16 protein-coding genes and 1 pseudogene are annotated in these 19,719 nt (G+C 58.6%); 7 read left to right on the top strand and 10 right to left on the bottom strand.

Annotated features, from left to right (window positions below):
* Position 1 precedes the first annotated feature (1 nt).
* Together ACZ9BX_RS25310 and ACZ9BX_RS25305 are read right to left on the bottom strand one after the other, a co-directional pair.
* Entirely contained in the window at positions 2-787 is a 786-nt protein-coding gene (locus tag ACZ9BX_RS25310) for a slipin family protein (RefSeq protein ID WP_476220828.1), read from the bottom strand.
* A 29-nt stretch (positions 788-816) separates the two neighbouring features.
* Positions 817-2,178 carry an NfeD family protein gene (locus ACZ9BX_RS25305; protein ID WP_476220827.1) on the bottom strand — a complete coding sequence of 454 codons (1,362 nt, stop codon included), beginning with the start codon at positions 2,176-2,178 and terminating at the stop codon, positions 817-819.
* 363 nt (positions 2,179-2,541) lie between these two features.
* Between ACZ9BX_RS25305 and ACZ9BX_RS25300 the strand changes: the two genes are divergently transcribed.
* Positions 2,542-3,051, top strand: coding sequence for a hydrolase (locus ACZ9BX_RS25300; RefSeq protein ID WP_476220825.1), 510 nt, complete (start codon positions 2,542-2,544; stop codon positions 3,049-3,051).
* Positions 3,052-4,107: 1,056 nt separating this feature from the next.
* Here the strand turns inward: ACZ9BX_RS25300 and ACZ9BX_RS25295 are convergent.
* Positions 4,108-5,397, bottom strand: a complete 1,290-nt coding sequence (locus tag ACZ9BX_RS25295) for an ABC transporter substrate-binding protein (protein WP_476220824.1) — start codon at positions 5,395-5,397, stop codon at positions 4,108-4,110.
* 186 nt (positions 5,398-5,583) lie between these two features.
* Between ACZ9BX_RS25295 and ACZ9BX_RS25290 the strand changes: the two genes are divergently transcribed.
* Genes ACZ9BX_RS25290 through ACZ9BX_RS25265 form a run of 6 tightly spaced genes read left to right on the top strand, consistent with a single transcriptional unit; the run spans position 5,584 to position 13,715 of the window.
* On the top strand, positions 5,584-8,094 hold the full coding sequence (locus ACZ9BX_RS25290; protein ID WP_476220823.1) for a hypothetical protein: 2,511 nt from the start codon (positions 5,584-5,586) through the stop codon (positions 8,092-8,094).
* Positions 8,095-8,108: 14 nt separating this feature from the next.
* Positions 8,109-9,203, top strand: coding sequence for a beta-galactosidase BglB (gene bglB, locus ACZ9BX_RS25285; RefSeq protein WP_476220822.1), 1,095 nt, complete (start codon positions 8,109-8,111; stop codon positions 9,201-9,203).
* The gene (pglB, locus tag ACZ9BX_RS25280) at positions 9,200-10,564 is read left to right on the top strand and encodes a polygalacturonase PglB (protein WP_476220820.1); all 1,365 of its coding nucleotides are present in this window, start codon (positions 9,200-9,202) and stop codon (positions 10,562-10,564) included. Before bglB ends, pglB begins: the two co-directional genes overlap by 4 nt.
* Positions 10,552-11,658 carry an ABC transporter ATP-binding protein gene (locus tag ACZ9BX_RS25275; RefSeq protein ID WP_476220819.1) on the top strand — a complete coding sequence of 369 codons (1,107 nt, stop codon included), beginning with the start codon at positions 10,552-10,554 and terminating at the stop codon, positions 11,656-11,658. Before pglB ends, ACZ9BX_RS25275 begins: the two co-directional genes overlap by 13 nt.
* A 1-nt stretch (position 11,659) precedes the next feature.
* Positions 11,660-12,655, top strand: coding sequence for a carbohydrate ABC transporter permease (locus ACZ9BX_RS25270; RefSeq protein WP_476220817.1), 996 nt, complete (start codon positions 11,660-11,662; stop codon positions 12,653-12,655).
* Between the two features lie 13 nt (positions 12,656-12,668).
* Positions 12,669-13,715 carry a carbohydrate ABC transporter permease gene (locus ACZ9BX_RS25265; RefSeq protein WP_425376369.1) on the top strand — a complete coding sequence of 349 codons (1,047 nt, stop codon included), beginning with the start codon at positions 12,669-12,671 and terminating at the stop codon, positions 13,713-13,715.
* A 6-nt stretch (positions 13,716-13,721) separates the two neighbouring features.
* On the opposite strand, the gene ACZ9BX_RS25260 is transcribed toward ACZ9BX_RS25265, so the two are convergent.
* The 7 genes and pseudogenes from ACZ9BX_RS25260 to ACZ9BX_RS25230 all read right to left on the bottom strand — a co-directional run bounded on the left by ACZ9BX_RS25260 (position 13,722) and on the right by ACZ9BX_RS25230 (position 19,709).
* On the bottom strand, positions 13,722-14,759 hold the full coding sequence (locus ACZ9BX_RS25260; RefSeq protein WP_476220816.1) for a LacI family DNA-binding transcriptional regulator: 1,038 nt from the start codon (positions 14,757-14,759) through the stop codon (positions 13,722-13,724).
* Positions 14,760-15,059: 300 nt separating this feature from the next.
* Positions 15,060-15,651 (bottom strand): annotated as a pseudogene (locus tag ACZ9BX_RS25255) (ion channel).
* 90 nt (positions 15,652-15,741) lie between these two features.
* Positions 15,742-16,440, bottom strand: coding sequence for a hypothetical protein (locus ACZ9BX_RS25250; RefSeq protein WP_476220815.1), 699 nt, complete (start codon positions 16,438-16,440; stop codon positions 15,742-15,744).
* Between the two features lie 31 nt (positions 16,441-16,471).
* The gene (locus tag ACZ9BX_RS25245; RefSeq protein ID WP_476223036.1) at positions 16,472-17,041 is read right to left on the bottom strand and encodes an OmpA family protein; all 570 of its coding nucleotides are present in this window, start codon (positions 17,039-17,041) and stop codon (positions 16,472-16,474) included.
* A gap of 27 nt (positions 17,042-17,068) precedes the next feature.
* Positions 17,069-17,497, bottom strand: a complete 429-nt coding sequence (locus tag ACZ9BX_RS25240; protein WP_476220814.1) for a cysteine rich repeat-containing protein — start codon at positions 17,495-17,497, stop codon at positions 17,069-17,071.
* A 62-nt stretch (positions 17,498-17,559) separates the two neighbouring features.
* Positions 17,560-17,826 carry a hypothetical protein gene (locus ACZ9BX_RS25235; RefSeq protein WP_476220813.1) on the bottom strand — a complete coding sequence of 89 codons (267 nt, stop codon included), beginning with the start codon at positions 17,824-17,826 and terminating at the stop codon, positions 17,560-17,562.
* Between the two features lie 362 nt (positions 17,827-18,188).
* A complete protein-coding gene (locus ACZ9BX_RS25230; protein WP_476220811.1) occupies positions 18,189-19,709 on the bottom strand; it encodes a DUF1254 domain-containing protein in 1,521 nt (506 codons plus the stop codon).
* Positions 19,710-19,719: the final 10 nt, after the last annotated feature.

Below are 19,719 nucleotides of genomic sequence, written 5' to 3'. Positions count from 1 at the left end.
CTCATCCCCTTCCGCGTTGCGAAGATTGGTCCGATTTGGACGGCATCAGATTGCCGATTTCCATCGGAAAAGGAAATATGATTGTCGATGTCTTCTCGTTGGCGATCACGTTCAACGTGCTCAAATAACGAAGCTGCATCGCCTCCGGCTGCCTGGCGAGTATTTCAGCTGCTTCAAGCAGCTTTGCTGCGGCCTGCTGCTCGCCTTCCGCATTGATTACCTTGGCGCGCCGCTCGCGCTCGGCTTCCGCCTGCCGGGCGATCGCGCGGATCATGGATTCGTTGATGTCGACATGCTTGATCTCGACATTGGCAACCTTGATGCCCCATGCATCGGTCTGGGCGTCCAGGATTTCCTGAATGTCGCTGTTGAGCTTGTCGCGTTCCGCCAGCATCTCGTCAAGATCGTGCTTGCCGAGAACCGAGCGCAGTGTCGTCTGAGCGAGCTGGCTCGTCGCCATCATGAAGTCCTCGACCTGTATCGTCGATCTCTCTGGGTCGATGACCCTGAAATAGATGACGGCGCTGACGCGGACAGAGACGTTGTCATGCGAAATGACGTCCTGACCCGGCACATCGAGCACCCGCGTGCGCAGATCGACGCGTACCATTTGCTGGACATAGGGGATGAGCAGGATCAATCCAGGACCCTTGACGCCGGTGAAGCGGCCAAGCGTGAAAACGACACCCCGCTCGTATTCCCGTAGGATTTTGATCGCGGATGCGATCACGAGCAGCAAAATAAGGATGATCACAAGATAGAAGGCGAACTCTGCAAACATGCCCATGACGTTTCCTCCTGCTTTCTGAAAACCCGCTAAGTCTCCTGCGCATAGCGGGCGACTTCCAACGTCAACCCGTTTCGGCCGGTTACCTTAACGCCATCACCGACGACGAGCGGCTCGGTCGAAACTGCCTTCCAGCGTTCGCCATGTGCGATGACATAGCCTGAAGTGCCCGTCCAACTTTCGACTTTGCCCGAAATGCCGACCATCTGCTCGGTGCCAGTGCTGACTTTACGCCGGTGCGAAACGATAGCGAGCCGGGCAATGATGAGACTGAGCGCGAGACAGGCGATGGCGATGGCGGCCAGCATGGACGAGGAAACCTCAAGGTCCGGGATGTCAGTATCGAACAGAAGAGCTGCACCAAGCACCAGCGCGATCCCTCCGCTGATGCCGAGGGCGCCGAAAGAAGGTGCATGCGCCTCGGCTACTGTCAGCCCCGCGCCAAGGGCGATCAGTCCGACGCCTGCATAACTCACGGGCAGCAATGCCAGGGCATAGAGTCCGAGCAGCAGGCAGATACCCCCGATCGTGCCGGGAACCAATGTGCCTGGGGCGAGAAATTCGAAGATCAGCCCGTATATGCCGACCATCAGGAGAATGAGTGCAATGTTCGGATCGGTAATCACCGAAAGCAGACGCGTCCGCCAATCCGGTTCGAATTCCTGAACGACAAGACCGGAGCTATCGAGCCGGACATCGGTTTGGCCGACCCGCACCGTACGCCCTTGGACCTGCCTCAGGAGATCCTCGATGGTGACTGCCGTGAAATCGATGACGTGCTCGCGTGCAGCGGCGGCCGATGAAAGACTGGCGGCCTCGCGCACGGCTTTTTCGGCCCAATCCGCATTGCGATTGCGCAATTCCGCAAGGCCGCGGATGTAGGCCACCGCATCATTGACGGCTTTTGCCTCGCTGGCATTGCGGGGCGACTGCCGTTGCGTTCCGCCCGGTTCATCCGGATTGTCCTTGTCGGGTTCCCTGTCTTCATCGAAAGTGCCACCTCCAAGTGCGATCGGTGTCGCTGCTCCGAGATTGGTGCCTGGCGCCATCGCTGCAATGTGGCTGGCGTAAAGAATATAGGTACCGGCACTGGCCGCGCGTGCGCCGCTCGGCGCCACGAAACCAGCCACGGGCACGGGCGAGGCTATGATCGCGCGTATGATGTCCCGCATCGAGGTGTCGAGACCGCCCGGCGTGTCCATCTGCAGGACGATCAGGCTCGCATTCCGTTCACTGGCATGCTGAAGGCCACTTTTCACATAGTCGGCTGTCGCGGGCCCGACGGCCCCGTTTAACTTCAGTACTATGGCCACACGCTCTGCTGCAAGTGCAGGGCCACCGAAGCCCGAAGCGGAAATCAGGATCAACAGTAAGGTGATGATTGGCGGCATTCGCCGCCGAACCCTTAAGTACCAAGGTATCATCCACCGGATATTCATCCTTCGGAATATATGGCAGGCTCGCCAAACTGTAAGACAAAGCCTGCCAACTTGGGTTCTTCCGCGGTCAGGACCTGGAACTTTTACGCCGTGGCATCAATTAGGCCTGGAGGATGCCATAGCCGAAATCACCCGCGGAGGTTCGATGACAAGCAACGCACGAAGGCAACAGGCACGCGACCAGGCTGCTGGAGATTCCTGCGATGTCGCAGAAAGAAAACACATCCTCGGTCATGGCTGCGGCCATAGCCGGCTTCATCCTCGGCAATTTATACGCAAACCGATGAATTCCCCGCACATCTTTCGGTGCAGCTTATGATCTACTTTACCAGCGATACCCACTTTGGTGATCCGCGTATCCTTCGCATCGACAGGCGGCCTTTCCCTGACCTGGCCGACCACGACGTCACCTTGATCCGCTACTGGAACGCGACGGTCGGGCCAGACGACGAGGTATGGCACCTTGGCGATTTCATGTCGTCACGCGCAGGGAATGCCGATCAGTTGCTGTCAGTGCTCAACGGAAAAAAACATTTGATTATCGGCAACAGCGATCCAGCGGAAGTGATCAAAGCGTCCGGCTGGGCAAGCACGCAGCATTATGTCGAACTTACGATCGGCGATCAGTTGTTGATCCTCTGCCATTATCCCTTCAGGACCTGGAACAAGATGGGCAGGAAATCAATCAACCTTCATGGCCATTCGCATGGCAAGCTCAAACCGCTTCCGTACCAATATGATGTCGGTGTCGATGCCCATGGCCTGCGGCCGGTCGAATTGGCAGAAATCCTGGCATCGCGCCGCAAGACGTCAGCGGCTGGCTGAACTGTTGCGAATTGTCTGACCTCAGGCTTTCAAGCCTCGAGCAACGTCCGGATCCGGTGCGCGGACGCAAATTATACTATGAGTATTTAACTGATGTGTACCGGCGCGCGACGGTCTGGGGAGCGGATCGCGCCGAAATTTCACCGACGCGGCGGATTAGATGGCAGCCTCAACCTGGATGTAGACTACTCCAGAGCTCTGCCGGTAGGCCCGCCAAAGGTATTACTGTCGGGTAATAGCGATTCACATCAAAGACGCTATCATGAATTCATCAACGCACTGGCGGCTGACCACGGATGGACTGGCAGCCGCCGTCGTTTGATCAGGAAGGGCCGGTGCGGGTGTCGCCTGGCCCTTTCCTTTCGTGTTGTGGCTGTCGCATGGTGGTGCGGTCAAATGCCACGCCAAAACACCGCCAGGCCCAGTTGGGCAGGTGTTAAGAAATGAGTATCGGACCAAAGTCCGACCCGTTTCCAGACTTTGTGCCGATACCATCTGCCGGCAGCTGCAGTAGTTTTTGTCTGCGCAAAGCTTATGGAGTTTTTGCTATGGCGAAGATCTTCGTTTTTGCGATGGCACTTGTGATGGTTGTCTTCTGGGGTTCTGTCGGCGTTCTGATGTACTCGCTGCTTACGTGAATGCGCGCCATGCGAAACTCATTCCCCTGAAGTCCAGTCTGCTTTGATTGCTCGACGGATAGTTGACACCCGTCGGCTAGCGGAACCTTCCAATATCAACTTGCTTAGGACACCTTGAAAAGCGCGTTTCGCCAGCGAGGACTCTGGCCATCGCTTCGTACTCAGGCGGTCGAACTTTTAGAAACCCGGCCATCGCGTCACAAACCGACTGAAATGTCGAGTCTTGTCTAAAAGCACGAAGCTGATCCTCCAGAATTTAAGATCATGAATTCAATACAGGTTTTTGAAAGTCTCGTTTAACCAGAAGTCGCGTTAGCTATTCGCGCAGCCCTTCACCGAGCGGCTTGTGTTATTATCCACGGCCTTCGGTCGAGGCCGTGGATGAATTCGCATACTGCAGAAAATCAGCGTGATCCGGCTATTTGGCAGCGATTGCCTGGTTGGTCTTGTCGACATCGGCGCGCATTGCCGCAAAGGTTTCGTCAAGCGAGAGTTCGCCGACGATCAACTGGCTCATGCGCTGGACAATCAGCTGGTAGATGGCTGAGGATCCTTTCTGACGTTCCATGTCGCGAGCTGCCTGCGGCACGCTCTTACGGCTCGCCAGGAAGACGGCCATCGCGTCCTTGGCATTCTGGCTGCCGAGTTTGTACTGTGGGTCCTTTATGTCGGCGCCCGTCAGAATGACGTAGTTCTCGGCGACCTCGCGCTGGACCTTCTCGGAGCCGAGAAACTCGATGAACGAGGCAACGGTCTCAGGGTATTTGGTGCGCTTGAAGCCGACGATCGCTGTACCGCCCGGCATGGCGTAGCAGCCGGCATCGCCGCATGGCGCGCTGATTGCAGTCCAGTCGAATGCATCGCCGATCTTCTGCTGGAACGGGTTCACCATCCAGTTGCCGGCAAGATACGTCACGACGTTACCGTTGACGAATTCGTCGCCCATGTTCTTGTACTGGGATCCGCCGGCCGCGCCCCACATTTCCTTCGGAAAAGACCCGTCCTGTGTCCAGCTGTAAAGATCCGAAATGTAGCGCTTGGCGGCGTCGTCCGGAAACGAGAACTTGCCGTCCTTCACGTAGGTGGCACCATACGAGAATGCCGCGCCCGAAAAACGATGGCCCGATCGATCCATAGTGAAGGGAACCTGGGCCCCTGTGGCCTTCGCAACGCGCGCGGACGCTTCGACGATTTCCTTCAATGTGGCACCAGGCTTAGGAAGTGGTTCGCCAGCCTGTTCGAAAAGTGTCTTGTTGACAAACGGCAGATTGAACGTCTGGGACGCGAGGTAGCCGTTGATCGACTGCGCATCGTTGACGCCAGGGAAACGAAGAACGTTGAGGCTGTCGCCGTGCAGCTTGGCGAAGCCTTCGGGATCTTTCATGTAGGGTCGCATGTCGAGGTAATATGGCGCGAGCTGCCAATCGGCGATCTTGGCGACATCAGGCCCCTCGCCGACCGCCAGCTGCACCGGTAGCTGCTTGGCAACGGCATCGTAGCCGGACGACACGAAGTTGACCTTGACGTCTGGATGCGCCGCCTCGAATTCCTTGCTGAGCGCTTCCATTCTCTCGACGTAAGCCTGGTCGTCGTCGGTGAACAGGAAGGTAATCGTCTTGGTCTCCGCCCTGGCCGTGCTCGACCACGCGAAGGAACCGGCTGTCAGTGTGAGCGCGAATACAACCGAAAGAGCGTTTTTCATTTCCATCCTCCCATGAAAATTTTTTCATCAATCGCGATATAAATCGTCGATAGACAAATTTCATATACTTGACATTCCTCCCGTCAAGCTATTTTCTGCGGCAATTGCGAGGTTTTTGAGCAATTCTCAGAGAGAAGTCGTATAAAACTGTGGAATGAAAAAGTTTTCATTCCACTGCGGAGGAGGCGATCTGTGAACGAACGGCCGGGCCTTGAGGCGCCTGCATATAGTGTCGGGCAGGGCCAAACCGTGACGGCATGGGCGGTTTCCGACCTCATCGCTAGCCATTTTCCCGGTATCGCTGCGCCCGCGGAAGATCGCGTCAACTATCGCTTTATCAATGGTTTTGTAGATGTCGGGGATCTTCCCTGCCGAAAGGCCTTTTGGTCAACAATGGTCGGGCGAGAGCTCGTGCCCGACGTTTCGTGGTCGACCGCGAGCCTTTACCTCCCGGGCTCTAACCGCCGCGTCGAATTCACCGGTTTTTGGCACGTGCCCACCCATCTGCGGCGATGGCTGAAGGGTACTTTCCGGACAGAGTTGCCCCGCGTGCTGCATCTCAGGCTCAAGACCTGCGGCGGGGTTCGCATATGGGTCAACGGAGAGGAGACGGTGCGCTTCGAGCCGTTCAAGCGCAACGTCGAGAGTTCAACGGACATCACGCTGCCGCTGGAGGCCGGCGACAACCAGATTCTCGTTCATACCGAGGACCTTGCCGAACGCGACACTACCTGGTTCTTCGAACTTGAAGTGCTGGATAAAGAGCCGCTCCGCGTGCTGCTGCCTGTGGCACTGGATCAGGACGAAGTACGGGAACTGGAGAGCCTTTCGCGCGGCATGCGCCCTTCACGAGATGTGTTCGTCAACCAGCCATTGGAGCTGATATTCGATACGGCGCCTGAGCGCGACTTGCCGATCGAGCTTAAGGTCGTCGGTCATGGCCACGAGAGGCCTGTTCTTGCGCAATCCCATTTGACGCTGCGTGCCCATCAAAGCCGCCTGACGGCCGGGGATGTGCTCGGCATCGCAGATGGTTATCACGGCGTGCATCTGACGATCGGCAGCGGGCCGGGCTCGGTCAAACGTGTCATCGATGCCGGCTTTCTGAGCAGCATTTCTCCACCGCCATCCGAGGTGACACTCGTGGATCGGAAGCGGCAGGCACTCGAATACAGTGCCCGCTTCGGCGCCGATCGCGTGGCCCGCATCATTGCGATGATGGAAACCGGCGATCATGACCAAGAGAGCTTTGACCGCATCATCGAGGCGACACTCACCTCCATCGATTCGCGTGAGGATTGCTCGGATTTTATCATGGTGCCGCTATTGTGGCTGCTCGGCGCCTATGCCGATCGGATGCCGGCCGGCGTGGTCGAGCGAATCCGGTATTCCATTCTTTCTTACCGTTATTGGGTCGATGAACCGGGCAACGATGCCATGTGGTTCTGGAGCGAGAACCATGTGCTCTGCTTCCACACGAGCCAGTTGCTGGCAGGACTTCTCTTGCCAGAGGAGACCTTTTCAGCTTCGGGCAGGACAGGAAAACAGCAGGCAGAGCTTGCCGCCGAGCGCCTGGGACGCTGGTTCGACAGCGTGGGGGCGCATGGCCTCGCGGAGTGGAATTCGGCGGCATATTATCCGGTCGATTTCATCGGCCTGTTGGCGCTGGAACGCTGGGCCGAGGCGTCTATTGCAAGGCGCGCCCGTGCGCTGCTCGATCTCATTTTCCGGATGATCGCTCTGCATACGCTTTCGGGTGTTCCGGCCGGATCGCAGGGCCGCGCCTATGACAAGGAACTGCGCGCCGGGCCCCTGACCGAGCTCGCACCCTTTGCCCAAGTCGCTTTCGGGACCGGTTGGCTGAACAGTGGGGTGGCATCGTTACCGCTGTTCTGTGCCGGCAGCTATCAACCGCCTGCCGATCTCACTGAGATTGCAAACTTGGCACCGGGCAGGAGCGTGGAGGCCCGGTACAGTCAGGGCCTGGAGAGCGGCAAGCTCGTGCTCTTCAAGAACGAAGCGGCGCAGCTTTCGACCGTCGTCGATCACAAGACCGGGCAGAAGGGGCACCAGCAGCATGTCATCGATGTGCGTCTGGCCGGCCATCCCATGGCAAGGCTCTGGATCAACCATCCCGGCGAGGACGATCCGTGGGGTAATCAAAGACCGTCCTACTGGGCGGGTAACGGTGTCCTGCCACGCGTCGCCCAGCATCGTGACGTCGCGCTTCTGATTGAGGATACCCGCGACGCACGGCATACATGGACGCACGCCTATATCGGCCGCGACGGTCTGGACGATGTCATCATCGATGACAATTGGCTCATTGCGCGCTCGGGCAACGGATTTTCTGCGATCTACGCATCAAACGGCCTGGAACTGGTCACGGATGGCCCGACGGCCGGCCGGGAAGTGCGCTCCTACGGGTCGATCTGCGGCTGGGCAGCAATTGTCGGATGCGGTGATGGCGACGCGTTCATGACATTCGTCGAGCGCATCCGCCAGACAACGGTCTCGTTTGATCGGAAGGTTCGGCGTCTTGTGCTGACGCCAAGGGGTGGTCCGGCCTTCAGTCTGTCGTACGCCGATGGACTTTCAATCGATGGGCAGGCCCGGCCGTTCACTCACGATCAACCGCACCCGATCCTCACCTACGACAGTGCCGCATCTGACGCTGGCGCTGACAGACCGTTCTACTCTTGAAAATAGGTGCCAGCATGAACCCAACATCTGCCGACAACGCCGTCCTTCTGACGACGATCGATCGCGTCGCGGCGGCTTTCAGCCGTCTCAAGGGCATCAAGGAAGGTCTGGTGACGGCCGGGCCTACCTTAGGGATCCAGTTCGACGAATGGGATTGGGAGGTCGGCGTCGGTCTGTATGGCTTCTTGAGACGCGCAGTCTCCACCAACGATCAAAAAGCGCTTCAGGAGCTTGTGGCCTGGTACAGCGGCCAGACCGAGCGCGGCCTCCCGCCACGCCAGATCAACAGCACGGCTCCGATGCTGCCGCTTGCGATCCTCGTTCAGCATGTCGATCGTCCCGATTTTCGCGCGCTTGTCGAGGACTGGGCCGAATGGCTCGTCAAGGAGCTGCCCAAAACGGAAGACGGTGGTTTTCAACACGTTGTCAAAGAGCGCCTCAACGATGGCGAACTTTGGGACGACACGCTGTTCATGGCCTGCCTCTTTCTGGCCCGGGCGGGCGTGCTTTGCGAACGCAGCGAATGGATCGATGAAGCTGTCTATCAGTTCGTGATCCACACGCGCTACCTGTCCGATCCGGTGAGCGGGCTCTGGTATCACGGCTGGACGTTCAATGGGCGGCACAATTTCGCCAATGCCTTCTGGGCTCGCGGCAATGCCTGGATCACGGTGGCCATCCCGGAACTCTTCGATCTCGTTCCTACCCTTGGGGAGAAAGACCGGCGTTTTCTTTCAAACGTTCTTGCCAGTCAGGTGCGCTCGCTGAAGGCGTGCCAGAGGCCCGACGGCATGTTCACGACCCTGCTGGACGACCCGTCGTCTCCGTTGGAGACCTCGGCCACCGCCGGAATTGCCTACGGCATCCTCCGCGCCGTGGATGCCGGCATTCTCGACAGCAGCGACAGGGCCTACGCAGAGCGTGCGCTTGCGGCGGTGCTCACGCGCATCGATGAGGAAGGTGTCGTACACGGCGTCTCGGATGGTACGCCGATGGGTCATGATCTTGATTTCTACAGGCGCATACCGAATGTGCCGACGCCCTACGGCCAGGCTCTCACCATGTTGCTCCTGACGGAAGTCCTCCTGGAGCGCGGTCACCAGCAATGAGCCCGACCTCTCCTATCTCGATCGATGCGATCGGCAGCGACGATACAGCTCGATTGCAAGCGGCGATCAACGAGGTATCGACTTCAGGCGGCGGACGCGTGGTTCTCGAGGCCGGTATCCATGTCTGCCGGGGGCTCCAGCTCAAGTCCGGCGTCGATCTTCACCTGGCCGCCGGCGCGATCCTGCGTCCTGTTCCGGACTATGACGCATATGCGCATACGACCGTTTCGGTCATTGCCGAGAAGTCGAATCGCGGCATGATCGTTGCCAAGAATGCGCGGTGGATCAGCCTGACGGGCTCGGGCCGCATCGAAGCCGGTTGCGACAGCTTCATCGTGGGAGACGACAAAACGGTGGGGACCTTCATCCCAGCCGAATTTCGGCCACGCGTTGTCGTCTTCGAGGCATGTGACGGGGTTGAGATCAGTTCCATCCATATCTCCCGCTCGCCGATGTGGACGCTGCATTTCATCGACTGCACGGATGTTGCGGTCAGGGGTGTGACGATCGAGAACGACCGCCGTCTCCCCAATACGGATGGCATCGTCCTCGATGCGTGCCGCGGCGCCGTCATCGAAGATTGCCTGATATCGACCGCCGACGACGGTATATGCCTGAAGACGAGTATTGGTCCGGCAGGTGCCGCCATAGGGCAGTGCCAAAACATCCTCGTCCGCCGCTGCTCGGTCCAAAGCCTGAGCTGCGCGCTCAAGATCGGCACGGAAACGCATGGCGACGTGACCAATGTCGCGTTCGAGGATTGCAACGTCTCGGCCTCCAACCGTGCGTTGGGCGTCTTCTCGCGCGACGGCGGACGAATATCGAACGTAAGGTTTTCGAGAATTGCAGTAGAGTGCCGCGAGACGCTCGACGGCTTCTGGGGCTCTGGAGAGGCGCTTACGATCAATGCCGTCGACCGTGTCGCGGAGCGGACTGCCGGTGCCATCGAGAATGTGATCGTCGAGGACATAACCGGCGAAATGGAGGGAGCGATCACGTTGATTTCGACGTCTTCCGCCGGCATTCGAAATATCCGGTTGGCGCGCATCAAGCTGGATCAGCAGCCGGGGCAGCTGGGCACCGGGCAATCCTACGACCTGCGCCCGACGAATGCGGATTTGGCGCCGAAGGCCGATGGAGGGGGCCGCGCCAATGCCTGGACCCGCGGTTCGGACGGACAGGTGATCGGGCTGCAGCGCTATCCAGGAGGAATGCCAGCCGCATACCTGGCCGGGATTACCGGGATCTTTATGGAAGAGGTGCTGATCAAGAGGCCGGCGCCGTTGCCGCAGGGCTGGAACAAGATAGACGTCGCCTTCGAAACGGCGACACCTGATGGGAGCAGGGCATGGCAGAACTGAAGCTTTCGACTATCAACAAATCGTATGGCGCCGTCAAAGTCCTCCATGATGTCGACCTTGATATCACGGATGGCGAGTTCGTCGTTTTCGTAGGTCCCTCGGGATGCGGGAAGTCGACGTTGCTGCGCATCATTGCGGGACTCGAAGACATAACATCCGGTGCAATCTCGATCGGCGGGCGGGATGTAAGCCAGCTCTCGCCGGCCGAGCGCAAGATCGCAATGGTCTTCCAGTCCTACGCGCTTTATCCGCATATGAGCGTTCGCAAGAACCTCGCTTTCGGCTTGGAGAACCTCAAGTTCAAGCGTAGCGAGATCGAAGCGCGCATTGCCGAAGCGGCCAGAATGCTGGCAATCGAGCCCTATCTGGACCGGCGTCCGAAGCAACTTTCAGGCGGGCAGCGCCAGCGGGTGGCGATCGGCCGGGCGATCGTGCGCGAACCCGATATCTTTCTCTTCGACGAGCCGCTTTCGAACCTCGATGCCGCACTGCGCGTTCAGACGCGAGCCGAAATCACCAAGCTTCATCGCGAGATCAAAACCACGATGGTTTACGTCACGCACGACCAGGTCGAGGCGATGACGATGGCCGACAAGATTGTCGTCTTGCGCAGCGGGCAGGTGGAGCAGGTCGGCGCCCCGCTGGAACTGTTCGATCGGCCGCGAAATCTCTTCGTGGCCGGCTTTCTCGGCTCTCCGCGCATGAACATCATGAAAGGCAAGGTGGCCAATGTCGGCGAAGACGGCGTCTCCATCGACGTCGGCAACGGCGGCAAGCTCGCCAGTGACGTGGAGCCTGCTGGCTTCAACGTCGGGCAGGCCGTGCTGGCCGGCGTCAGGCCCGCGCACTTCGCACGCTCCAGCCAGGCTGGCCTGCCGTTCATCGTCCAGTATCACGAGGGTCTTGGAACCGAAACCTACGTCTATGGCCACTTGGAGGGTGAGGACGCGCAGATCATCATTCATGAGGCAGGCCATTTCGCGCCATCCCCAGGTGATCGTATCCTGATCAACTCCACTCCTGAGCGCGTTCATCTGTTCGATCCCGAAAGCGGTCTGGCTTTTGGCCGGCGGCAGGGAAAAGGGGGGCTCTGACATGGCGACGCTCAAGGGAGGCGCATTGCTTTACCAGGCGGGCGAAACACTCATGAGGGTGGTCGAGGCCCCCGTGAATGCGATGGAGCGCGTGCTTGGCCGCAAACGCATGCCATGGCTGTTTCTGACGCCGAACCTGGTTCTGTTCGGCATATTCACATTCCTTCCCATCGCGATTGCAGTCGGTTACGCCTTTACCGGCGGGACGAATCTTTTCGTATCGGACCGGCCGTTCGTCGGATTCGACAATTTCCGCACCCTGCTTGCCTGCGACGATTATCTGAGGCCCGGAACGTGCCGGGAATCGCTGTTCTGGACGGCTGTGTGGAATACCCTTTGGTTCGTGGCATTCAACGTCGTTGCCACATTGCTCGTGGCACTCATCACCGCACTGATACTCAATCGAGCGATTGCCGCGCGAGGCTTCTTCAGGGCAATCTTCTTCTATCCCGTATTGCTGTCTCCGGTCGTCATCGGCCTGATCTGGAAATGGTTCCTCGATCGAAACGGCCTGCTAAACGCCTTCCTGCAGATGCTCGGCGTTCCGCCGGAAATCTTTCTTCTGGATGTCGGCTGGTCGCGCTTCTTCGTCGTGGTCGTCTCCGTCTGGTTTCACATGGGCTTTTATACGCTCATCCTCCTGGCCGGCCTTCAGGCTATCCCGAAGGAGCTTTATGAAGCAGCCTCAATCGACGCGGCCTCGCCTCGGCGCACGCTTTTCAGGATCACGCTGCCGCTCCTCGGGCCGAACCTGCTGGTCGTTCTGATCCTTCTGATGATCAGGTCCGTCCAGATTTTCGACGAAGCCTGGGTTCTGACGAACGGCGGCGGCCCGGGCACGGCCAACAGCTTTATCGTCCAATACATCTACCAGATGGCCTTCGGCAGCGATCTTCGCCTCTTCGGCCTTGCATCCGCAGCTTCCGTTCTGATGGGAGCGGTGCTCCTGGTGCTGACCCTAATACAGCTGCGCCTTGGCCGGCGGATGGAGTCATAAAATGAACAGCCTTATGAATCCGATCCGATTTCTGACGCGCACGCGACGGACCGAACGCGTCGATATAACCGACATATTGTCATGGGTCTGGTTGTTTGCGGGCACCCTTGCGGTGCTCGTTCCTGTTGTCTGGGCGGGCCTTTCCTCGCTAAAGCCGGCCGCCGAAATCACCCGGTTTCCGCCGACGCTGCTACCCCGCGCTGCCGTCGAGCAGACGGTGTCCGGTTTCGACAAGCCGCTCAGCCTCTGGCAAGTCACCATTGACGGCGAGAAGCGCGAAATGGCCATGGTTCGCCGTATCGGCCTCAAAGCCCAGATGGTTGACCCTGCAAATCCGGGAAAGCCCGTCGGCGTCGACGTGAAGAGCATAACGCCCGTGCAGCGGTTGACCGTGGCCACGCAAAATTACGCCGATCCGTTGACGCGTTTCAACTTCCTGACCTTCCTCAAGAACTCGGTGTTTGTCACGTTCGTTGCAACGGTTCTGACGCTGCTGGTAAATGCCCTGGCAGCTTTTGCGCTGTCGAAATACCGGTTTCGCGGCGACACGACGGTTTTCGTGATCATCATTTCAACCCTGATGATCCCGCTCGCCGTCGTCATGGTCCCGGCATATCTTGTCATCGTGGGAGTTGGCCTTGCCGATAACCTCTGGGGGGTCATCCTGCCGACGATCGCCTCCCCGACAGCCGTGTTCCTGTTGCGGCAATATATGCTGACGATACCGGATGAGCTCATCGAGGCTGCGCGCGTTGATGCGGCAAGCGAATTTTGCATCTTCTGGCGCATCATTCTGCCGCTGACGGCGCCTGCTTTGGCGGTGCTGGCGATCTTCTCCGTCCTTTGGCGCTGGAATGATTTCCTCTGGCCGCTTATCGTCCTCAACAGCCGCGAGAACTTCACACTGCAGGTCGGCCTGAATGCATTCCAGGGGGAGTTCTCGGTGCAGTGGCACTACATCCTGGCGATGACGTTTCTCAGCCTGCTGCCTGTCACGATCGTGTTCGTGTTTCTGCAGAGATACATCACCACAGGCATCGCCGGAACAGGGATGAAGTGATCTGGGTCAGCGCGGCGGCGCAACGCTGCCGCGCAAAACGAGATGGCATCCGAGTTCCAGGCGATGTGCCGGCCGCTGCGGATCGTTGGCAATCAGCCTCTGTTCGATGAGGGACAAGGCAGCAGCGCCGAGTCTGTCGGCCGGAACGCTGACCGTCGACAGCGGCGGACGGCTGAACTCGCCGCGCACGATGTCATCGAATCCCAGCACCGAAATCGCCTCCGGCACGCGAATGTCGCGATCGGCCAACGCCTTCAGGCACCCAAGCGCCAGGTTGTCGGCGGCGCAGAAAATGGCGGTCGCCCCTCGCATTAAAGGATCCCGATCAACCAGTGCATTGATGGCAGCCTCGCCATGCCTGGGCTCGTATCCTTCAGCTTCCACGATCATGTCATCCAGAACAGGAAGCTGCGCGGCAAGAAACGCGTCGGAAAAGCCGTCATATCGGCGCTGGATCGTCGTTCGGCCTTTCCAGGTGAGGTGCAGGATGCGGCGATGTCCGAGCGCGAGCAGATGTTCGATGCCCAACCGCGCGCCGAAGCGGTTTTCGGGCGTGACCGTATCGACAAGCATGGCCGGATCCTCGCCGTTTATAACGACGACAGGCATGCCGGCAGAGGCGACGCTTCGGATGAGTTCCGCGTGATCGTCGTTCAAGATCACAATACCGTCGGCACGCTCCGAAAGCGCAATCTGTCTTACCTGCGTTCCATCAATTCTCCGGCCGGTGCTGACGAAGGGCACGATCCTGATTCCGCGCCGCTCGCATTCTCTTCGAAGACCGTTGAGGATCGTCCAGCTCACCAGGTTGAGGTCGCTTTGCGGAGCGGCGTCGTCAGGAATCGCCAGAAGCAAAACACGCAACGCCGCAATCGTCGCCTTTTCCCTCCTGCGCTCAAGATAGCCTAGCCGCTTCGCCGAGTTCAGAACCCTCTCGCGCACTTCGATCGTCAGAGGCGCGGTTCCGTTCAGGGCGTGCGAGGCCGTGCTCAGGGACACATCCGCATCGCGCGCGACATCTTTGAGATTGACTTTGCGTTCCACTTTTCCGTCACGAATTCCAGTCGCGCCTTCGAATGCATATAAGCTAACTCGATGTTTTCACATAAAAACTTTAAAAATGCTACGTGTGTCATGCCAGTTTTCATCGCTCTCTTCGACAATGAAGGCGGCAAGGAGGCCGGCAGGCCCCATTTGGTTGGCGTTTTTCACTGGCGGCAGATCCTTGACCACATGCAGAACGGACGCTTCAAGCCGAAGCGAAAAGCTTCGATTCGTAGTAGCTGGCGGGTGGCAGCGGGTCCTTCACCGTGCCGAACTCCTTGAACATGTTGTTAAAATCGGTCAGCCACTTGTCGACGGTGCCGTCTTCATCGGCCCTGTCTCACGAGGCGGCTGCAGCCAATCGAATCTCCAGGCGTCGTCTTCGAGAAGGCGGCCATCCTCATGACTCCGCCTTCTCCTCCTCCCTTTGCTCCCGTTTCGCCTGCAGTCTGTCGAACTTGCCGAACTCGGTCATGATGCTGACCAGGACGCTCCCCGTCCAACCGAAGGTGAACAACCCCGACATCCCAATGATTGGCCCGAGCAGACGCCAGTGGTCCGGGAGAGTGACGTTGCCCTCCCCTAGCGTCGTATAGCTTTCCAGGACGTAGTAGTAGCTGTCGCGCATCGACGGGATGATGGCCCTGACATAGAGAGGTACCGCCCAGATCAGCGTCTCTGTGAAATGCAGGATCGCCAGCGCAGCGATCGTCACCGCTAGCATCAGGTTCAACCGCCAATGCGGCGTGGCATTCGTGACGCCTGCCCATGACTTGCTGAACCGAAGGCTGATGCTCCGGATACCAGCGCCGTGCACGAAGATGACCACAATCAGAAACACAGTGCCGACGAGTATTTCCAGAAGTGGATCAGGATTCGATAGATGGTCCAATTGCTACGTCCTCGGTCTTGCAACCACCGCTGGAAGGCCTGTAACAAGCCTTCCAGCGGGCCGAAACCAGCACGGGCATGTTGCTATACCCTAGTGCTGGTAGCAGGGTGGATACGGGTAATATCCGCAAGCCGGAGGCGGATAATAGCGACGATCCTCGGCGACTGCGGCACCGATTGCCGCCCCCGCAACGACGCCCGCTCCGTAATATGCGCCAGGATGGGCATACCATCCGCCACGCCAGACGGGGGCGCGAAAGCCAGCGCCCCCGACGGCGACGCCCCCGTAAGGACCACGTGCCGCAAACCAGTCAATGAACAGTGATGCCGGCCCATCCGCTCCGACGAGATCACCTTCGAGCACAGCCACGTCGAAGGTGAGGTCTGCGCCCTCGAGCTTCGGTGTTTTCAAGACGACCACCGCATCGGCGACGGAATCTCCCTTGCCGCTCAAGACCGATATCGTCGCATTGGGAGGATCCTTGGCGAAGCTATCTGCCCCCTCGCCCCACTGCTTGATGAACTCGGAGGTCAGCACATGACCTGCAGAGCGCACTGGGCGGTCGGCAAACACGATAGAAACCGCCGAGATGCCGCTCATTGTCAGCTTGCCGTTCTCAAGCTTTGCGCCTCCGGAATTGAGGACGGCCAGCGACGGCACCATATTTGACTTAGTTGCGCCGATGGTCTTCTGCGCGGGTGCCGAGATGGCGTCCTGCGCGAGAACCGGCGTTGAAGATAGAAGGCCTGCTGCGATTGCGATCATGCACATATCGGAGATTCTAAGCATCTGCTTTCTCCCGGTTTTCCACTGAGTGGTGTTATTTCAACAGTCCCAGATTGATCAGCTGAACACGTCGGTTGTCTGCCGACTCCGGGTGACCTGGATCGATCGGCCACTCCTCGCCGGCTCCGACTGAAAAAAGGCGATCAGCCGAAACCGCAAAGGTGGTCGACAACGCTTCGTTGATCGCGTCGGCGCGTTTCTGGCTGAGTTCGAGATTGTGCTTGGCCGTTCCCGTCGCGCTCGAGTGTCCGACGATCAGGAACTTGTACCGGAACAGGTCCGGATGGTGCAGCGCGTCCGCGATGAGCCCGACGGTGCGGTAGGATTTCGGCGCGATGGCAGTCGAGTTGTTTTCGAAATCGATCTCGACGATCAACTGCGAGAGCTCTGACAACTTACTCCAGTTGGGGAGCGCGGCGACACCCTTTCCGACATTGGCGTTGGCTTCCTCCACGAGCAGAGCGACGTCGACGGCGGGTGCTGCCGCCTTGACCTGTCCGAGAGTGGTCATGATCTGAGTGTTGTCGAGCTGCTGGGCTGAAGCGATGCACGGAGCCAGTAGCAGGCCGAGTGCCAGTGAAATGCGAAGGCCATGAGTGATCATCTTGTTCCCTCTGTTTCCGGTCATGGCTTACCGCCATCCAGCGTCGGTGATTGCCTGGTTGCAAGCCTTGTTGTCCACGCGCTTTGTCTCAACGAGGCAGGAGAGGATGTTGCCGTCGCCCTTCACGCTGTTGCAGTATTGGGAGATGTCATGCTGGCAGACCTTGAACACCGACGCCTGCGCTTCCTGGCGCTGGGCGACCGATGCCATGACGCTTCCAAGCGTCGATGTGCAGGTCGGGGATACCTTTGACGCGTTCTTCTCGAGGCAGGCCTGGATGCGACCGTTTCCGAGGTTCTCTCCGTTGCAGAACTTCTTGATGTCGGCGCCGCACTCCTTGGCCAGCGTCGTTACCGCATCGGCGTAGCTGATCGTGTCGGCCCGACCGACTGCGGTTAGGGCGAGGAAGGCGGCGAGCGCCGTTCCTGCGAAGATGCCAACTCTGTCTATCATCATTGTCCCTCCTGGAGCGATTGTTCTGAAGTGGTCAATTTACGTCGAATGCTTGGTGGCAGTTATCATCGTGGCGGTTTGAACGGGACGACCGCGGCTCTGTCGAGAGACTGCTCGATCTCGGTCCGGAGGCTGTCGACGAGTTCCTGATACTCGGCGACGCGCTCGTCACGCTCAGGAGCGGTCGACTGTCCCCATTGCACTTCCTCGTTGTTCGCAATTTCGAAGTCGTCGCAGAGGTCGCGAAACTCCTCGTTGCGTGCGGCGAGTTCCTCGATGACTTTGGCGCGCTGCTTGAAGCAGCTCTTTACGAATCCAACACCGTTCCCCATCCGGTTTCATCCATTCGCATGTGTCGCCTGGCAGCAGGCGATCTTGGGACATGATGATGCAAATCTCTCCTTTCGGAGCGTATGTTACGGTAACCAACGGTCCCGTGGCCGACGCACCTGCTTAGAACGTCGCCACCCGCTCAACGAACCAGAACGTCGCCATCGCCCCGATCGCGTAGGTCGCCGTCATGACGGCATGACGACCAAAGCCAAGCGGTCGGACGCCACTCCTTCACGAGCAGCTGATGGACGTCAGGATCACTGTCACATTCAACGAGCTAGCCCCTGATTGCTTCAATTGCCGTCTCATCGCGTGCTGAACAAAATCAACCTTCCTACTACTCAAGCGGGCGAGGTCGTGATCACTCCACCAGTTCTATCTCGCCCGGCTTCCAGGTCTTGTCGAACCACGATTCCAGCGGGCCGTAGAGGCGAAGAAGAACGTTCCAGCCCTTGCCAGGAACCGTCTGGACCCAGTTGGCCTCATGGCCTTCCGGCGCTGTCGGGCCGAACCAGACATCGACTGAGGAGTCCGCGTTTATAACAATGTCTTTCTTGTCGCTGCCAATGCTGGGGAATTGCTGGTCCGTCTGCAGCATCGAACGCGTCTGATTGTCATACACGACGAAAGACCAGAATTCCTTTGCCGGAATGTTTGGCGGCAGGTGCACCTTATAGGTTTTGCTGCCATCGAACGGCTTGCCGTCCTTATCGGTCGTGGCACCGGCGTATTGCGAACCGATGCCGACCCGCTTTATCGCCATGGCCGGCGTGATGCCCGTCGCGTAGTAATGGAACAGGACACGGGCATCGAGATAGCGAACGCCGGGCTGTAGAAGAAACTCGTAGCTGCCGCCGACAAAGCCGGTGAACCAGGCGCTGCCCGGATAATAATAGGCGTCCTTCATACGGGTCTTGAAGGTGATGGTGCGCGCTGTCGAATTACCGACGGCCACGGCTTCGATAAGGATCTTCTTCATCCGCTCGTCGGGCGCGAAGGGTTTACCCTTTTCGATGCCGATGGCGGCGAGCTGTCCGAGCACTTCTGGGTGGTATGCCTCGTTCGGCTCGTATTGGACGATGTCGTTCACTTCCTCGTAGAAATGAAAGTCATTGGCATGGATGGTGTTGTACTCCTTGCCAGAGGTATTGATGATCTTCATCGGCGGCGGGTTGCCGGCTTCCGAAAGAGGATAGACTTTGGCGAACTTCCTGGTGTTTTCGATCGCGGTTGCGGTGCTACCGTTTTCGAGGAAGCCGCGCCAGAAGAACAGGTTTCCGTAGGTCGACGTCCGCAACACGAAATAACCTTCGGGGACCTCGCCCTCGTAGCCTGGGGGCAAGAGCAGGTATTTTCCACCCTTGCCCTTGTCCGGACCGGCATTGCCGACGTCGCCGACATATTCGAACCAGTGGTTGTCGATCATGCCCAGGATGTTGGGTGGTGTCTCGATGACCAGCGGACCGGCCTTGGTATCCAGCCACATGAGATTGTAGATGCTTTCGGTGTTGCCTGTGAGGAACAGCGAATGCGAGTCCATGAGGTTTTCGAAAATCAGAATCGTCTGATTGTTGTCGGCGCCCTGACTGGCAAGGCCAACACGCATAGCTTCGACGGATGCACCGGGCATGGCGTTGAGAAAAGCATCGACACCACGCATGAAGTCGAGATTGTCGTAGATCTTCTCCGAAGTGGCGTCATCCGGGAAGCCATCGAAAAAGTTCAGCTTGCCAAGCCTGGTGTCCACACTCTCCGGCGTGACGATCGAATTCGGTATCGGCGTCCTCATCTTCATCTTCGGCGCCGTATCGGCGGAAGCCGGAGTTAGGCCCATTAGCACTACCGAAACGCTGGCGCAAAGCAGTCTCGTCGTGCGTATCATTGTTTTCTCC

The sequence above is a fragment of the Rhizobium sp. USDA 3886 genome (assembly GCF_056279785.1).
The sequence above is the reverse complement of the archived record's forward strand: the minus strand, read 5'-3'. Positions and strand labels throughout refer to the sequence as shown.